A 13788-nucleotide genomic window follows, 5' to 3' on the forward strand; every position below is an offset into this window, starting at 1 on the left:
CGTCCGCGGCTGTCTACAGCTCGACGCCCACGGTCACCGGCTCGTTCACCAGGGTGATCCCGAAGGCGTCCCGCACCCCGGCGACCACCTCGCGGGCCAGCGCCAGCAGGTCCTCGGTGGTGGCCGCTCCCCGGTTGGTGAGGGCGAGGGTGTGCTTGGTGGAGATACGGGCCGGGCCGGTGCCGTATCCCTTGGTGAAGCCCGCCTTGTCGATCAGCCAGGCAGCCGATGTCTTGACCCTGCCGTCGCCCGCCGGGAAGGCGGGCGGGGTGACGTCCGGCCCCAGCCGCTCCCTGGCTGCCGCGAGGAAGGTCTCGTACTGCCCGGCCGTCAGGATCGGGTTGGTGAAGAAGGAGCCGGCCGACCAGGTGTCGTGGTCCTCGGGGTCCAGGACCATGCCCTTGCCGGCGCGCAGCTTCAGTACGGTCTCGCGGGCCGTGGTGAGAGGGACGCGCTCCCCCGCTTCCACACCGAGCGAGCGGGCGGTCTCGGGGTACTTGAGCGGCGCGCTCATGCCCCGGGCGTCCTCCAGCTCGAAGCGCACGCGCAGGACCACATAGCGGTCCGGGTGCTGCTTGAAGCGGCTGTGCCGGTAGGAGAAGTGGCAGTCGGCGTTCGCCAGCGTGACCGTCTCGCGCTCCCGGCGGTCGTAGGCGACGACCTCCGTGATGGTGGAGGAGACCTCCTGGCCGTAGGCCCCGACGTTCTGGATCGGGGTCGCGCCGGCCGAGCCGGGGATGCCCGCGAGGCACTCGATGCCCGCGAGCCCGGCCTCGACGCTCCGGGCGACGGCGTCCGTCCAGACCTCGCCCGCGGCAAGCTCCAGCCGCGTGCCGTCCAGGGCGAAACCGGTGGTGGCGACGCGCACGGCGGTCCCGTCGAAGCCCTTGTCGCCGATGACCAGGTTGGAGCCGCCGCCGATGATCAGCAGCGGGGTGCCGGCGTCGTCGGCCTCCCGCACGGCGTCGATCACCTCGGCGTCCGTGGTGGCCGTGACGAGCCGGGTGGCGGGGCCGCCCAGCCGGAAGGTGGTCAGGGGGGCGAGGGGGGCGTCGTGGAGTTCCTGCACGGGCTCAAGAGTACGGGGCCCGCGAGCGCGGCCGCGGAAAGGTGTACGGCCCCGCCGGGATCCCGGCGGGGCCGTACGGCAGCGCGGTGTCAGGCGGCGATCAGCTCACGGTCGCCGGTCTCGGGGGCCCCGGGGGCCTCCTCGGGCGCGGGGCGCCGGGCCGGGATGAGGAGCGCGGCGACCGCTGCCAGGGCCACCGTCGCGGCGCCGACCCACAGGGCGGGCGTCAGACCGTCGACGAAGTGGCGCCCGGAGTCGTAGCCGCCCTGGGCGGCGAAGATCGAGGACATCACGGCGATGCCGAGGGCGCCGCCGACCTCGCGCAGGGCGTTGTTGGCGCCGGAGGCGATGCCCTGCTCGGAGGGGCGGACGCTGGACATGACCAGGTTGGCGGCCGGTGCGAAGAAGAGGCCCATGCCGATACCGCTGACGATCAGGGCGGGGAGCTGGGTGACGTAGGAGGCGTCGGGCGCCACGACCACCGCATACCAGGCGAGACCGAGTGCCTGGAGGGCGAGCCCGGCGGCGACGACCGGGCGGCCGCCGATCCGGTCGGAGAGGTAGCCCGCGATCGGCGCCGCGATCATCGGCATGCCGGTCCAGGGGAGCATGCGCAGTCCGGCCTGGGTGGGCGAGTAGCCAAGGACGCCCTGCATGTACTGGCTGAGCAGGAAGATCGACCCGAACATGCCCAGGAACATCAGCAGGCTCGCCGCGTTGATGCCGGTGAAGGCACGACTGCGGAAGAGGCGCATCGGGAGCATCGGAGCCTTGCTGCGGATGCCGTGGTGGACGAACCCGCCGATCAGCACGGCGCCCGCGATCAGGGCGGTGAGCACGGTGGTGCTGGTCCAGCCGTCAAGGGGGCCGCGGATCAGGCCGTACACGATGCCGAAGAGGCCGCCGCTGGCGAGCAGGGTGCCGGCGATGTCGAGCCGGGCGCCCGTGCCGTACGACTCGGCGAGACGCAGCCGGGCGAGGGGCAGCAGGGCGAGGCCGAGCGGCACGTTCAGCCAGAAGATCCACTGCCAGGACACGTGCTCGGTGAGGCTTCCGCCGATGAGCGGGCCGGAGGCCACGGCGAGTCCGTTGACCGCTCCCCAGATGCCGTACGCCATGCCGCGCTTGGCGGCCGGCACGGCCGCGGTGAGCAGGGTGAGGGTGAGCGGCATCATGATCGCGGCGCCGACGCCCTGGACGGCGCGGGCGGCGATCAGGGCGTCTATGCCGGGGGCGAGGGCGGCAGCGGCGGAGGCGCCGGTGAAGACGGCGAGTCCGGCGATGAAGAGACGGCGGCGGCCGAAGCGGTCCCCCAGGGCGGCGCCGAACATCAGCAGCACGGCGAAGGTGAGGGTGTAGGCGCTCACCGTCCATTCGAGGTCGTCCAGCGCTCCCCCTAGGTCCTCGCGGATCGAGGGGAGGGCCGTGGTGACGACCAGGTTGTCCAGGGCCGCCATGAAACCGGCGACGCTGGTGAGGACGAGAGCCCAGGCGGCTCCGGTACGGCGTTCGGTCACGTGCCCGTTCATCGCGGTCCCCTTCCGAGGAACAAGGTTAGTTATTGATGACTAACTTTCGGGAGCAAAAAAGAGCTCGGAGAGCCCTCGTGGCGCGCTTACTTCTCGAGCCGGCCCTTGAGACGAGCCGACGGATACAACCCTTCCCAGATCCGGTGCTCCGGCGGAAACCCCATGGCGACCAAGGTGTTGATCAGCATCCCGTACGCCATGAACGTCGTGGTCCCGTCGATGTCGGCGCCGAGCGGCACATGCACCGTGTCCCAGAGCTCCAGCCAGCCGGCCCGCACGGCCTCCCCGAGCTCGTGATCTCCGGCCGCCTCGGCCGCCGCCACCGTCGTGTACACCTGCATCTGCATCAGGAGACGCTCGGGGTTCTCGGCGATGACCTTGGTGTAGGCGTTGGCCATGGCGTGCAGGGCCTCTTCGCCCTCCAGCCCCTCCGACGCCTGCGCGAAGACCCGCCGGGAGTCGGCGAGGCAGCGCTCGGAGGCCGCGAGGAAGATCGCCTTCTTGCTCGGGAAGAGACGGAAGAGATACGGCTGCGAGACACCCACCCGCTTGGCGATCGCCTCGGTGGAGGTGCCGTAGTAGCCCCGCACGGCGAACTCGCTCATCGCCGCCCGGATGACGCTCTCGCGCCGGTCTTCCGCGCTCATCCTGACCATGGTCTAAAGTTAGTGGTCAATAACTAACTTTGTCAACGAGGGAACCGGGCAGCCGCCGTTCCCGGCGGCCACCCATGGCTCTCAGCCGAGCCGGACCACCGCGCGGGACATGCCCAGCACCTTCTGGCCCGCCGCCATCGCGGTCAGGTCGACCCGGACCTTGTTGTCGTCCAGCTTCGCCCCGACCTTGGCACTGACCTCGATCACAGCGCCCTCGTCGTCATTGGGGACCACGACCGGCTTGGTGAACCGGACGCCGTACTCGACGACCGCACCCGGGTCGCCGGCCCAGTCGGTGACGACACGGATCGCCTCGGCCATGGTGAACATGCCGTGCGCGATGACATCGGGAAGCCCGACCTCGACCGCGAACTTCTCGTTCCAGTGGATGGGGTTGAAGTCCCCGGAGGCGCCGGCGTACCGCACCAGCGTGGCGCGCGTCACCGGGAAGCTCTGCGCCGGCAGCTCGGTGCCGACCTCGACGTCGTCGAACGCGATCTTCGCAGCCATCGTCAGCTCTCCTCCGCCGCACGCGACACGAGCTTGGTCCACGCCGTCACGACGTGCTCGCCGGACTCGTCGTACACCTCACCGCGGATATCCAGAATGTCGTTGCCCGCCATCGACTTGATCGCCTCGATCGTCGAGGTGACCGCCAGCCGGTCCCCGGCCCGCACGGGACGGGTGTAGGCGAACTTCTGGTCGCCGTGCACCACCCGGCTGTAGTCCAGACCCAGTTGCGGGTCCTGAATGACCTGCCCGGCAGCCTTGAATGTGATCGCGAACACAAAAGTCGGCGGTGCGATCACATCAGGGTGACCGAGCGTCTTCGCGGCTTCCTGATCGGTGTAGGCGGGATGCGCGTCCCCCACCGCTTCGGCGAACTCGCGGATCTTTTCCCGGCCGACCTCGTACGGCGCGGTGGGCGGATAGGTCCGGCCCACAAAGGACTGGTCGAGTGCCATGAACTCGCTACCTCCTGCTACTCCTGGCAAATGATCCGGTGAAACGACACGAGGCCGCCCCCTGGTGGGGACGGCCTCGCATACGAGCCTGGTGTTAGCGCGTCTCGCGGTGCGCAGTGTGCGAGTTGCAGCGCGGGCAGTGCTTCTTCATCTCCATGCGATCCGGGTTGTTACGCCGGTTCTTCTTGGTGATGTAGTTCCGCTCCTTGCACTCCACGCAGGCCAGCGTGATCTTCGGGCGGACGTCGGTGGCAGCCACGTGAGTGCTCCTTGACGGACAGATGGACGGATGAACGCATAAAAGAGTAGCCGATCGAAGGACCGACCCCACAATCGGCTACCGTGTGTAGCGGTGACCGGACTTGAACCGGTGACACAGCGATTATGAGCCGCTTGCTCTACCGACTGAGCTACACCGCTGCGATGACGGATCCCCTCACCCGAAGGTGAGGATCACCACCATCAGAGCCCCAATACGGAATCGAACCGTAGACCTTCTCCTTACCATGGAGACGCTCTACCGACTGAGCTATTGGGGCGAGCGATGAAGACATTACACGGTCCTGCGCCCATCGCCCAAATCCGTTTCCCCGCCCCGCGCGACGACCTTCCCGGCGCCCGCGTCCGGGCCCCGCCCCGGCCGTCCCATAGGCCACTCGTGGTCTCACCGGTACGACTATTGCGCTCCTCCTCGAAGCCCGGTCAGGGCGCCCCTAGGCTCGGCTCACGCTCGTGATCTTGTACGTACGCCCGAGCCCCACGGGAGCGCGATGTCCGCCGACAACCAGCAGCCGCAGCCACCGGACGACCGTGCCGCGGCCACCACGGACACCACCTCACTGCTGCTCAGCGGCGCCCGGCTGACGGACGGCCGCACGGTCGACGTACGGCTCGGCGGCGGACGCATCGAGGCCGTCGGCACGGTCGGCAGCCTCAGCGCCCTCGGCGCCCGCGTCGATCTCAGCGGCTATCTGCTCCTCCCCGCCCCCGCCGAACCGCACGCCCACGCCGACACCGCGCTCAGCGCCGACTCCCCCGGGCCCGTCTCCTACGCCACCGAGGAGGTCCAGCGGCGCGCCACCGAATCCGCGCTGCTCCAGCTGGGGCACGGCTCGACCGCCCTGCGCGCGCACGTGCGGATCGGGGACGTGCAGGAGCTCGGCCCTCTGGAGGCGGTCCTCCAGGCGCGGCGGTCCCTGCGCGGGCTCACCGATCTGACGGCGGTGGCGGTGCCCCGGCTGCTGACCGGAGTGGCCGGGGCGGACGGGCTCGCCATGCTCCGGGACGCGGTGAAGATGGGCGCGGGCGTCGTGGGCGGCTGCCCGGACCTGGACCCCGACCCGGCCGGGTACGCGGAGGCGGTCCTGGAGATCGCCGCGGAGCACGGCTGCCCGGTCGATCTGCACACGGACGGTGACGATCCCGCCAGGCTCGCGCGACTCGCGGCGATGGCGGGCGGGCTGCGGCCCGGCGTGTCGATCGGTCCCTGCGCCGGGCTCGCCCGGCTCTCGGCCGAAGCGGCGACACGGGCGGCGGACCAGCTGGCGGCGGCGGGCGTCACCGTGGTGTGCCTCCCCCAGGGCGGCTGCGGCGGTACGGAGATGCGTGGAACGGCCCCCGTACGGCTGCTGCGGGCCGCCGGCGTCCGTCTCGCGGCGGGCAGCGGATCGCTGCGGGACGTGTCGAATCCTGTCGGGCGCGGGGACCCGCTGGAGGCCGCCTATCTGCTGGCCTCGCAGGGCGGTCTGCGGGCGGCGGAGGCGTACGGCGCGGTCAGCGCGGCGGCGCGGCGGGCGATGGGGCTGGCCGAGGTGCGGGTGGAGGCGGGTTTCCCGGCGGAGCTCCTGGCCGTGCGGGGCGAGCGGCTGACGGGCGTCCTCTCGCTCGCGTACAGCCGGATCGTGGTGCACCGCGGCCGGGTCGTGGCCCGGACCAGCGCAGTGCGGGAGTACTGCGACTCCGCGGTCGCGGTCGCCCTCGACCTGCCCCGGCAGGGCCGGCCGGAGGCGGGTCCCTGAGCGCTTTCGCCGTTCCGGTCGTACGGTCGGAATCATGCGCATTGTCATCGCTGGTGGACATGGACAGATCGCCCTGCGTCTGGAGCGGCTGCTCTCGGCCGCGGGGCACGAGGTCGCGGGCATCATCCGCAACCGGGACCACGCGGGCGACCTGCGGGACGCCGGGGCCGAACCGGTCGTACTGGACCTGGAGTCGGCGACCCCGGAGGCGGTCGCGGCGGCCCTCGCGGACGCCGACGCAGCGGTGTTCGCGGCGGGCGCGGGCCCGGGCAGCGGCGCCGAACGCAAGGACACCGTCGACCGGGCGGCGGCGGAACTCTTCACCGAGGCGGCGGAACGGGCGGGCGCCCGGCGGTTCGTGATGGTCTCTTCGATGGGCGCGGACGCCGAACGGGCGGGCGACGAAGTCTTCGACGCCTACCTGCGCGCGAAGGGCGCCGCCGACGACTTCGTACGGGCCAAGAAGGGCCTGGAGTGGACGATCCTGCGCCCCGGGATGCTGACGGACGACGCGGGCACCGGCCTGGTCCGCCTGGAGGCGTCGACGGGGCGGGGGCCGATCCCGCGGGACGACGTGGCGGCGGTCGTCGCGGAACTGCTGGAGACCTCGTCGACGGCGGGCCTGACGCTGGAAGTCGTCAGCGGCTCGGTGCCGGTGGCGGTCGCCGTGAAGGACGTCGCGGGGAACTGAGGCCGAGTTGCGAGAGGGACGCATGAGCGCGATCAAGGTGGTGCAACGGGCCGAGCAGCCGTATGTCTTCATGCGGCGCTCGGTACGGCTGGACGGCTTCGCGGAGATCGCCGACCGTCTGCCGGAACTCATCGGCTGGCTGACGACCCGCGGGATCCGCATCGCGGACGCGCCCTTCTTCCGCTTCAACACCGTGAACATGACCGGTGAATCGGACGTCGAGGCGGGCGTCCCGATCGTCCATCCGCCGCCCGAGCCGGAGGGCGACATCGGCGTCGCGGTTCTCCCGGCGGGCCATTACGCGACGGTTCGTCACATCGGTCATCCCGACAAGCTGTCGGACGTGGCGTCGCGGCTGCGGGCGTGGGCGGTGGAGCAGGGCCTGGAGTGGGACATGACGCGGTCGGCGGACGGCGTGGAGCGGTGGGGCTGCCGCATCGAGTCGTACCGCACGGACCCGCGCGAGGAGCCCGACGCCTCGAACTGGGAGACGGAAGTGGCCTTCCGCCTGGCCGACTGAGAGGCCTCGGCCCTTGCATACGAAAACGGCCCCTGATCCGCGTTTCCGCTGATCAGGGGCCGTTTCTATCGCGTGGCGGCGCCAGGATTCGAACCTGGGTAGGCTAAGCCGACGGATTTACAGACTCCCGGCGTTCGCCGGTCGACACCCCTACTGACCTGCAGCGAAGCGCGCTCCGTCTCGCGCAGTCGAGGCGGTCGTCCACGCCTCGTCCACCGCGAGAGCCGGCGCACCTCTGCCTCTGTGTCGCCTCACTCCGTCATGAAGCGATAAGCCGTCAGCCCCAGCGTTGCCAGGCCCACGAAGGCTCCTCCCGCTACGCCCAAGGTGACTGTCGCCTCGGCGCCGATCGCGTGGAACAGCACCCCCGAAGCAACCGCCGCGCACACGCTGCCCAGCAGGATGATCGCCAGCCATACACCGCGCTGCGAAGCGGTAGTTGCGCTCACTTGCCCTCCTCCCCCAGCGCTCACGGCACTGGGATCGCCATGTTCACCAACGACCCGCTTGGAGTCAGAACCGAAGGTGCCAGAGGCTAAAGCCCAGGTCAAAGGCACTTATAGACGCTAGTGAAGGTGTTCGGATTCCTGTGCACTGGACACCATCTACCGACGTGGAGTAGTTCTATGACCGTTGCACTTGGCCCCACAATCCTCCTTAGAGGAAAGGGAAGAGAGAACTACTAGTACACCCGTGAACCCCTGGTACCCCTGTACTGCCTGTCTCTCCTTCACAAAGGTCAACGAGTTTGCCGAGCCCCCTCCGCCCAGCCGCCATCGCCCTGTTGGACAAGGCGGTGACCAACGCCTCCCGGCGCACCCAGGTGCCCTTCCCCCTGTCCTTCGTAAGGTCCGACGAGGGCGGGCCCACGCCTCCGCTCGCCCGGCTGATCCAAGGTGGTCGCGGCGGAGAAGTGCGGCTCAAGCTCTACCTCTGCATAACGATGATGGCCACAGCGGAGCCGCACGACATTCGGCGGCCGCCTACGCCACAGCTGTGGTCCCGCATGCTCGCGCTGCCCCCAGATACCGGTCCCCGTCGCATCACCAGCAACCTGAAGTGGCTAGCTGCGAACAAGTTCATCGAGCTGAAGCCTCGACGGGGTAACACACCGATCATCCAAATGCTCTCGCTCGACGACGAGGGGGCCCCGTACCAACGGGCCAGCATGCAGGGCCGGTACGTCGGGATCCCGATCGAATTCTGGAGCCGGGGCTGGATCTTGGAGCTCGAGGCGACCGCCATCGCTCTGCTGTTCATGCTCCTCGAGTCCCAGGGCGGATATGACCACCCCAGGTACATCCCGACGGAGAGGCGCGAAGCCTACGGCGTCTCCCACAACACCTGGACACTGGGAAGGAAGGAGCTTGAACGACACGGGTTCCTGACCGTCGGGAGGACGCCTCAAGGAGGCGACTTCGACTACACCCGTCTGCGCAACACGTACTGGATCGACGAGGGCCGTTTCCTCAGTCCGCCGGGATCCTCGCACCGCATGCCCACCTAGCCCGCCCAGCAGCCGAGCGGTTTCCGCTACTGCGATGCGTCCGCACACCGAGGCACTTACGCCTGAAATCATGGGCCGTCGATGCAGTGCCGGCTACCTCAGCCGCACAGGGGCCGTTCCGTTCAACCTAAGCAGAAACCCGAGTGGCCAGCCGATCTCCCCGCGTCTCTGGGCATCGCGCACGAGCACCGAAGGTCAGGCGCCGTTACCGGCCGACGTCCGTCGCGGACCTCCGCCTCGGCACTCCGCGAGCAGATGGATACGGCTCGCAGCTCGAGGTACCTACCCCGCCCGGCAGGGCACCGCAGCGCAGGAAGATCCCTGAGCCACCAACACGTCGCCCAGCAACGTCACGTGACCCTCTAGCGCGCAACGTGAGCCTCGGCCAGTATTGGCCAATGAGCATCCCGGGGGCACGACCAGACGACGCCTTTCCGCCAATCAGCGTGCTCGGCGATAAAGCGTGCAAGGCGCGCTACGGCGTCTCGTATGTTCGTTCGATATTCAGTCAGGCGGGGTTCCCCTTCAAGGAGACGTCTCCTGACGAAGACGCTATGGCAGTGGATGGCGACGTCGACTTCCTAGCCGCGTCGGCCCGGGTTCAGATTAAGTGCACGTCGCAATTTAAGATATCCGGGAAGGGGGCAACCTGGCCCGCAGAGGTTCACTGGCGAGATCGATGGAATGCGGCCAAGGTGCCGGTCTACTTTGTCCTCGTAATATTGGATCGTCACGACAGAAACGAATGGCTCAGCCACCACTCCAGCGGAACCGATCACAGAGCAGCTGCATTCTGGACCCGCGTCGACAAGATCGGGCCCACCGATAACGTCGTCGTCCCGAAGTCCCAACGGCTCACCATCGCGACTCTTAACGCATGGGAGAAGGAGGTGGAAGGATGCTTCTCTCCGATGTAAACGAAATTGTAGAGCCTCGAACTCCCGCACTTTCCCAGGTTCAGGATTTCATGGAGTCTGAGGGTTGGGCCGCCCAGCCGCCTGGCCCAGCGGGGCGCTTGTGGCTCAAGGGTGCGAATCGGATCGGCATTCCAGACGTTCAGGGCGAGGACGCTCACCTCGTGCGCGGAATCATCGAACGCATCGCGAGAACCGAGCAAAAGGATCTGCGGTTCATCACTAACTACATCCGCTACTACCGAACCGATGTGACACTGCTCCGAGCAGCCAGGGATGACTACACGGAGACCATCCCCCTCGATGCGGCTTCTACCGTCATCTCCAACGCTCGAGCGATCCTGCGAGCGAGCGGAACCACGGCCTGGAGCGAACGCAGCAATATTGCTGGAAACTATTCAAAGCATGGAGACGCGGTAGTCGAGCGGGCTCGAATGGATCACACGGTGCATGCTCCTTTCACAATCCCAGTACTGGTCCCCCTACCTCGCGTAGACAGTCCGGCCCCCCTTCCTGATCTCCATGGCGAACAACTCTTTCGAGCAGCGGCTGAGCCTTTCGCAAGGAGGGTTACTCGAACGCTGGCGCAGTCCCTGATGGCGGTCAACGAAGTGATCGTTCAACCCGAGCGAATGCCGACCGCCAGAGACTTGCACGTAGCAGTCGAGCGGGGTGTTAGCAGGGAATTTTGCTCGGCCCTGACTAGGATCCTCCAAGAGCCTTCTGTTGCGGAATTCAGCACACAATTCCAATGGGCACCAGCCATACAGGCACCCGCCACGATGCCGCAGTCTGTTGAGATCACTTCAATGGCCGCAGAGAAAGTGAAGCGCGCCGCAGAGATCTTGAAAGAGAAGCGAATGGAGCCTCGCTCCAGTTTCTCAGGGGTAATCGTGGAACTGCGGCACGTACAAGATGACCCATGGGGGCTGGTCACGGTCTCTACCCTGCGGCATGGGCGGTCTTGCGAGATTCGCGTAAGGCTTAACTACGATGAATACCAGGAAGCGGTGACGTGGCATAGGGACCACCGAGCCGTCATCGTTCAGGGGACCGTGCGTGAGGGCCCCGGACGCCGACTCATCGTGGACAATCCGGAGAGCTGCCGACCCATCGACGAGGCTTTGCTCCCTGACCCGAGCCAAGGCCAAGTCATAGCACTGCGGCGGCAACGGGGTTCCGGCTTAAACAGCGACTCATAGCGCGAAGCCTGCAATCCGACGGGGAATAGGGCATCTCACCGACTGCAGATGGTGGCGACGCTGGCGTGCCAGGGGTCGTCACCTCGGCCAGGTGTCGGGGCTTCCTGACAGCGCGACCTCTCCACATCACATGGGTCGACGAGTTCCCAGGTAGTGAGCGTCGGAAAGGGGCAGCGGGGCGGTCGCTTAGAAGGGTCTAACACCCCAGTGCTACAGCATCGCCGCACCGGACACTTCGGACAGCGTAGCTGGTGACTGTCTAGGACGCTCATGCTGGCCAAAACGGCGTACGAACAGCCGGACACGATGGACACCCAGCAGGGGAGTGCGGGCATGCGAGGCTAGTGCAGGACGTCGGACTCAGAGGGGAGAAGGGGTTGTCGCAACAGGCGAACCCGCGAGGCACATTCGCACAGATTGCGGACACGCTGCGCTCGGAGATCGAAGCGCACTCCAACGCGACCGAGCTGCCGACGCTTGCGGAAGTCATGGAGCGGTTCGGAGTCTCGCGTGGCCTCGCCATCCGGGCCTTTCGGGTTCTGCACGCGGACGGTGTGGCCGAACCAGTGCCCGGTGGACGTTGGCGTGTCATCAGGGGCGGCCAGAGTGCCGGCCGACGGTCGCTCGCGGAACAGATCTGCCACGTGATGCTCACGGATGAGAGCGTCGCTGTGGGGAAGCCCTTCCTGAGCGCTTCCAAGCTCGCCGAACGCCTCGGAGTCGCGCGCCCTACCGTGGGGAAGGCCCTGGCCGAACTGGAGGCCGCCGGACTGCTCTCGGAGAGCCGTCAGGGGAAGGCACGAACCGTACGCGCCCTGCCGGGCGGAGAGGAGCGCTCCTAGCGTGGCCACCACAGGACTGACGGAGTGGGCCTACCCGCTCGCCGAATCGCTGCTGGCCGAGCCCCTGCCCCGCAGGTGGGCACACTCGCTGGGAGTCGCCGAGCGAGCCCGGCTCATCGCCCCGATCCTCGGCGAAGACGCCGAGCTCCTGGAGGCGGCCGCGGTGCTCCATGACATCGGCTACTCCCCCGATCTCGCCAAGACGGGCTTTCACCCGTTGGACGGTGCCCGGTATCTCCGGGACATCGCCGACGGGGACCAGCGCGTGATCCGTCTCGTCGCTCACCACTCGTGTGCGTGGATGGAGGCGGAAGCCCGTGGCTTGCGCGAGGAGTTGGAGAGCGAGTTTCCGCGCGAGGAGCCTCACCTTGCTGACGCGCTCTGCTTCTGCGATATGAACACCACCCCCGACGGGACACCCACGAACCCCGTCGACCGCGTCAATGAGATCGCCGGACGCTACGGGGCAGACAGCCTCATCGGCACCTTCATCCGACGGGCGGAGCCCGAAATCCTCGCCAGCACGGCGCGGGTGCTCGAACGGGTCGCCGCGGTAAAGCGTCAGCCGATGTAAGGCGCCGGCCGCGACCGGTCCATCGCGTGCTCGATGCGGAGCCGCATGGTCGGGTGGACGTCGAGTTCAGACAGGTCCGCCGGGGCGACCCAGCGGACCTGTGTCGTCTCGTCGCTCGTACGCACGTCGCCACCGACTGGCCGCGCCCGAAAGCAGATGCTGAACTGCTGGCGCGCCTCGCCGTCGTCGTAGAGCATCACGTGTCCTGGGTCGGTGTAGATTCCTGACATCTCGATGACCTCAGCTTTGATGCCGGTTTCTTCCCAGACCTCGCGGACCACGGTGTCGCTGATGGACTCGCCGACATCGTGCCCGCCGCCGGGAAGAGCCCACCGGCCATTGTCGGAGCGCTGAATCATCAGCACTCGTCCGGCGTCGTCCTGGACGAACGCCACGACGGACGGCACCACGGAGTTGGCCGGCGGCGCGTCGGGATCGTGCAGGTAGTCGATGCGTCCCATGTTCAGTCTCCTGTGAGGTCGTGGTCCATCACCTGGCGCGCGCCTCCCCAGGTCTGTTCGATGCAATTCGCGTACGTGTCGAAGAGCCCGCCACCCGGGAGTCTCCGCAGGTGGAGTACGGGAGCCATGTACGCGCCGATGCCGTACACATGGGTATTCACCAACATCTCGTCGTCCGCGCGGAAGAGTGAGTTGTAGAGCGTCGCATCGTGGAGCCGGAAGCCGATGTCGGGATGGCTCGCGAAGAGCGGACGGTAGTTCATCAGGGCATTGCGGATCTTCCCGTCCATGACGCGGTGACCCTCATCTATGCCCCGCTGCTTCACCGCGTCGCAGCCCGGATCCCCAAGAAGGACGCGAACCTGCGCTGTTCGTTGCACCTTGGCCTTGAGGATGTCGAGGAACACGGGGTCCTCTGACAGCCACAAACCGGCATACACGAGCACATCCAGATGCTTCTCCGCACGCGCATACATGTCCCGCCAGAGCCCCGCAGGTACCACGTGCCGATGAGGGTAGACGGTAACGATCTCCGCCTTGCTGAGGTCGACTGAGCTCTCGACCGCGCGCGAGTCGTCCCACAGAGTTGTTACGTCGACTTTCAGGAGCGATGCGGTCGCGTACTGGTGGCGCCGGTACGGAACCTTCCCCTGCGTGATCCAGCGCTCGACCGTCTTCGGGTTGACGTCGATCGCGTCGGCCAGTGCCTGGACAGTCATGCCCTGAGCTAAGAGGGCGGACCGCAAACGCTCGTTAGACATGTCCACTCCCGATGGGACGTCTCGGGAGCTCTTGACGGTAGCCAGATGACCCCGAGCTGTCCATGAGCGAGGTACCCAA

16 protein-coding genes and 2 tRNA genes are annotated in these 13788 nt (G+C 67.6%); 7 read left to right on the top strand and 11 right to left on the bottom strand.

Annotated features, from left to right (window positions below):
- Nucleotides 1-13 precede the first annotated feature (13 nt).
- The 8 genes from ACZ7J0_RS12250 to ACZ7J0_RS12285 all read right to left on the bottom strand — a co-directional run bounded on the left by ACZ7J0_RS12250 (nucleotide 14) and on the right by ACZ7J0_RS12285 (nucleotide 4758).
- The gene (locus tag ACZ7J0_RS12250) at nucleotides 14-1069 is read right to left on the bottom strand and encodes a UDP-N-acetylmuramate dehydrogenase (protein ID WP_470886481.1); all 1056 of its coding nucleotides are present in this window, start codon (nucleotides 1067-1069) and stop codon (nucleotides 14-16) included.
- Between the two features lie 89 nt (nucleotides 1070-1158).
- Nucleotides 1159-2598 (bottom strand): MFS transporter, encoded by a 1440-nt coding sequence (locus ACZ7J0_RS12255; protein WP_470886483.1) that lies wholly within the window; start codon nucleotides 2596-2598, stop codon nucleotides 1159-1161.
- 86 nt (nucleotides 2599-2684) lie between these two features.
- Nucleotides 2685-3254: a TetR/AcrR family transcriptional regulator gene (locus tag ACZ7J0_RS12260; RefSeq protein ID WP_470886485.1), complete on the bottom strand. Its 570-nt coding sequence runs from the start codon at nucleotides 3252-3254 to the stop codon at nucleotides 2685-2687.
- Between the two features lie 81 nt (nucleotides 3255-3335).
- On the bottom strand, nucleotides 3336-3764 hold the full coding sequence (locus ACZ7J0_RS12265) for a MaoC family dehydratase (protein WP_470886487.1): 429 nt from the start codon (nucleotides 3762-3764) through the stop codon (nucleotides 3336-3338).
- A gap of 2 nt (nucleotides 3765-3766) precedes the next feature.
- A complete protein-coding gene (locus tag ACZ7J0_RS12270) occupies nucleotides 3767-4219 on the bottom strand; it encodes an FAS1-like dehydratase domain-containing protein (RefSeq protein ID WP_468708394.1) in 453 nt (150 codons plus the stop codon).
- 94 nt (nucleotides 4220-4313) lie between these two features.
- On the bottom strand, nucleotides 4314-4478 hold the full coding sequence (gene rpmG, locus ACZ7J0_RS12275; protein WP_007265873.1) for a 50S ribosomal protein L33: 165 nt from the start codon (nucleotides 4476-4478) through the stop codon (nucleotides 4314-4316).
- An 88-nt stretch (nucleotides 4479-4566) separates the two neighbouring features.
- Nucleotides 4567-4639, bottom strand: a tRNA-Met gene (locus tag ACZ7J0_RS12280).
- Nucleotides 4640-4685: 46 nt separating this feature from the next.
- Nucleotides 4686-4758, bottom strand: a tRNA-Thr gene (locus ACZ7J0_RS12285).
- Nucleotides 4759-4989: 231 nt separating this feature from the next.
- On the opposite strand from ACZ7J0_RS12285, the gene ACZ7J0_RS12290 reads away from it, so the two are divergent.
- From ACZ7J0_RS12290 to ACZ7J0_RS12300, 3 genes are read left to right on the top strand one after another with little or no spacing between them, the layout of a single operon-like run.
- The gene (locus ACZ7J0_RS12290; protein ID WP_470886489.1) at nucleotides 4990-6237 is read left to right on the top strand and encodes an amidohydrolase family protein; all 1248 of its coding nucleotides are present in this window, start codon (nucleotides 4990-4992) and stop codon (nucleotides 6235-6237) included.
- A gap of 34 nt (nucleotides 6238-6271) precedes the next feature.
- Complete coding sequence (locus tag ACZ7J0_RS12295) at nucleotides 6272-6928, top strand: SDR family oxidoreductase (RefSeq protein ID WP_470886491.1); 657 nt, start codon at nucleotides 6272-6274, stop codon at nucleotides 6926-6928.
- 22 nt (nucleotides 6929-6950) lie between these two features.
- Complete coding sequence (locus ACZ7J0_RS12300) at nucleotides 6951-7448, top strand: GyrI-like domain-containing protein (protein WP_470886492.1); 498 nt, start codon at nucleotides 6951-6953, stop codon at nucleotides 7446-7448.
- Nucleotides 7449-7699: 251 nt separating this feature from the next.
- Here the strand turns inward: ACZ7J0_RS12300 and ACZ7J0_RS12305 are convergent, their stop codons facing one another.
- Nucleotides 7700-7897 carry a hypothetical protein gene (locus tag ACZ7J0_RS12305; RefSeq protein WP_470886494.1) on the bottom strand — a complete coding sequence of 66 codons (198 nt, stop codon included), beginning with the start codon at nucleotides 7895-7897 and terminating at the stop codon, nucleotides 7700-7702.
- Between the two features lie 464 nt (nucleotides 7898-8361).
- Here ACZ7J0_RS12305 and ACZ7J0_RS12310 point away from each other — a divergent pair, with 464 nt between their 5' ends.
- From ACZ7J0_RS12310 to ACZ7J0_RS12325, 4 genes are all read left to right on the top strand, one after another.
- Nucleotides 8362-8955 (top strand): hypothetical protein, encoded by a 594-nt coding sequence (locus tag ACZ7J0_RS12310; RefSeq protein ID WP_470886496.1) that lies wholly within the window; start codon nucleotides 8362-8364, stop codon nucleotides 8953-8955.
- 398 nt (nucleotides 8956-9353) lie between these two features.
- Nucleotides 9354-9872, top strand: a complete 519-nt coding sequence (locus tag ACZ7J0_RS12315; RefSeq protein ID WP_470886498.1) for a DUF4365 domain-containing protein — start codon at nucleotides 9354-9356, stop codon at nucleotides 9870-9872.
- A 1576-nt stretch (nucleotides 9873-11448) separates the two neighbouring features.
- Entirely contained in the window at nucleotides 11449-11913 is a 465-nt protein-coding gene (locus ACZ7J0_RS12320; protein ID WP_470886499.1) for a MarR family transcriptional regulator, read from the top strand.
- A 1-nt stretch (nucleotide 11914) separates the two neighbouring features.
- Nucleotides 11915-12487, top strand: a complete 573-nt coding sequence (locus ACZ7J0_RS12325; protein ID WP_470886501.1) for an HD domain-containing protein — start codon at nucleotides 11915-11917, stop codon at nucleotides 12485-12487.
- Here ACZ7J0_RS12325 and ACZ7J0_RS12330 read toward each other — a convergent pair.
- Nucleotides 12475-12948 (bottom strand): NUDIX domain-containing protein, encoded by a 474-nt coding sequence (locus ACZ7J0_RS12330; protein WP_470886503.1) that lies wholly within the window; start codon nucleotides 12946-12948, stop codon nucleotides 12475-12477. The genes ACZ7J0_RS12325 and ACZ7J0_RS12330 overlap by 13 nt on opposite strands.
- A 2-nt stretch (nucleotides 12949-12950) precedes the next feature.
- A complete protein-coding gene (locus ACZ7J0_RS12335) occupies nucleotides 12951-13667 on the bottom strand; it encodes a MerR family transcriptional regulator (protein ID WP_470886504.1) in 717 nt (238 codons plus the stop codon).
- Nucleotides 13668-13788 lie beyond the last annotated feature (121 nt).

The sequence above is a fragment of the Streptomyces sp. NPDC038280 genome (assembly GCF_055600045.1).